The following is a 1542-nucleotide window of genomic DNA, read 5'->3' on the forward strand; positions in this document are numbered from 1 at the left end:
GTAGTAGGTAAGCGATGGGGTGACGCAGGAAGGTAGTCCAGCCCGGGCGGTGGTTGTCCCGGGGTAAGGGTGTAGGCCGAGGGGTAGGCAAATCCGTCCCTCATACAAGGTTGAGACCTGATGCCGAGCCGATTGTGGCGAAGTGGATGATCCTATGCTGTCGAGAAAAGCCTCTAGCGAGTTTCATGGCGGCCCGTACCCTAAACCGACTCAGGTGGTCAGGTAGAGAATACCGAGGCGTTCGGGTGAACTATGGTTAAGGAACTCGGCAAAATGCCCCCGTAACTTCGGGAGAAGGGGGGCCATTCCTGGTGATAGGTCTTGCACCTTGAGCTGGGGGTGGCCGCAGAGACCAGCGAGAAGCGACTGTTTACTAAAAACACAGGTCCGTGCGAAGCCGTAAGGCGATGTATACGGACTGACGCCTGCCCGGTGCTGGAACGTTAAGGGGACCGGTTAGCTCCATTTCGGTGGGGCGAAGCTGAGAACTTAAGCGCCAGTAAACGGCGGTGGTAACTATAACCATCCTAAGGTAGCGAAATTCCTTGTCGGGTAAGTTCCGACCTGCACGAATGGCGTAACGACTTCTCGACTGTCTCAACCATAGGCCCGGTGAAATTGCACTACGAGTAAAGATGCTCGTTTCGCGCAGCAGGACGGAAAGACCCCGGGACCTTTACTACAGTTTGATATTGGTGTTCGGTTCGGCTTGTGTAGGATAGGTGGGAGACTGTGAAGCGGCCACGCCAGTGGTTGTGGAGTCGTCGTTGAAATACCACTCTGGTCGTGCTGGATGTCTAACCTCGGTCCGTGATCCGGATCAGGGACAGTGTCTGATGGGTAGTTTAACTGGGGCGGTTGCCTCCCAAAGGGTAACGGAGGCGCCCAAAGGTTCCCTCAGCCTGGTTGGCAATCAGGTGTTGAGTGTAAGTGCACAAGGGAGCTTGACTGTGAGACCGACGGGTCGAGCAGGGACGAAAGTCGGGACTAGTGATCCGGCGGTGGCTTGTGGAAGCGCCGTCGCTCAACGGATAAAAGGTACCCCGGGGATAACAGGCTGATCTTCCCCAAGAGTCCATATCGACGGGATGGTTTGGCACCTCGATGTCGGCTCGTCGCATCCTGGGGCTGGAGTCGGTCCCAAGGGTTGGGCTGTTCGCCCATTAAAGCGGTACGCGAGCTGGGTTTAGAACGTCGTGAGACAGTTCGGTCCCTATCCGCTGTGCGCGTAGGAATATTGAGAAGGGCTGTCCCTAGTACGAGAGGACCGGGACGGACGAACCTCTGGTGTGCCAGTTGTCCTGCCAAGGGCATGGCTGGTTGGCTACGTTCGGGAGGGATAACCGCTGAAAGCATCTAAGCGGGAAGCCTGCTTCAAGATGAGTATTCCCACCTCCTTGAGAGGGTAAGGCTCCCAGTAGACGACTGGGTTGATAGGCCAGATGTGGAAGCCCGGTAACGGGTGGAGCTGACTGGTACTAATAGGCCGAGGGCTTGTCCTCAGTTGCTCGCGTCCACTGTGTTAGTTCTGAAGCAACGAAC

At 56.5% G+C, this 1542-nt stretch carries 1 rRNA gene; it reads left to right on the forward strand.

Features of this window, described 5'->3' with window-relative positions:
* Positions 1-1502, forward strand: a 23S ribosomal RNA gene (locus IE170_RS32255); the annotation flags it as partial.
* Between the last annotated feature and the right edge of the window lie 40 nt (positions 1503-1542).

Source organism: Streptomyces toxytricini, from assembly GCF_014649915.1.
Classification (GTDB): Bacteria; Actinomycetota; Actinomycetes; order Streptomycetales; family Streptomycetaceae; genus Streptomyces; species Streptomyces toxytricini.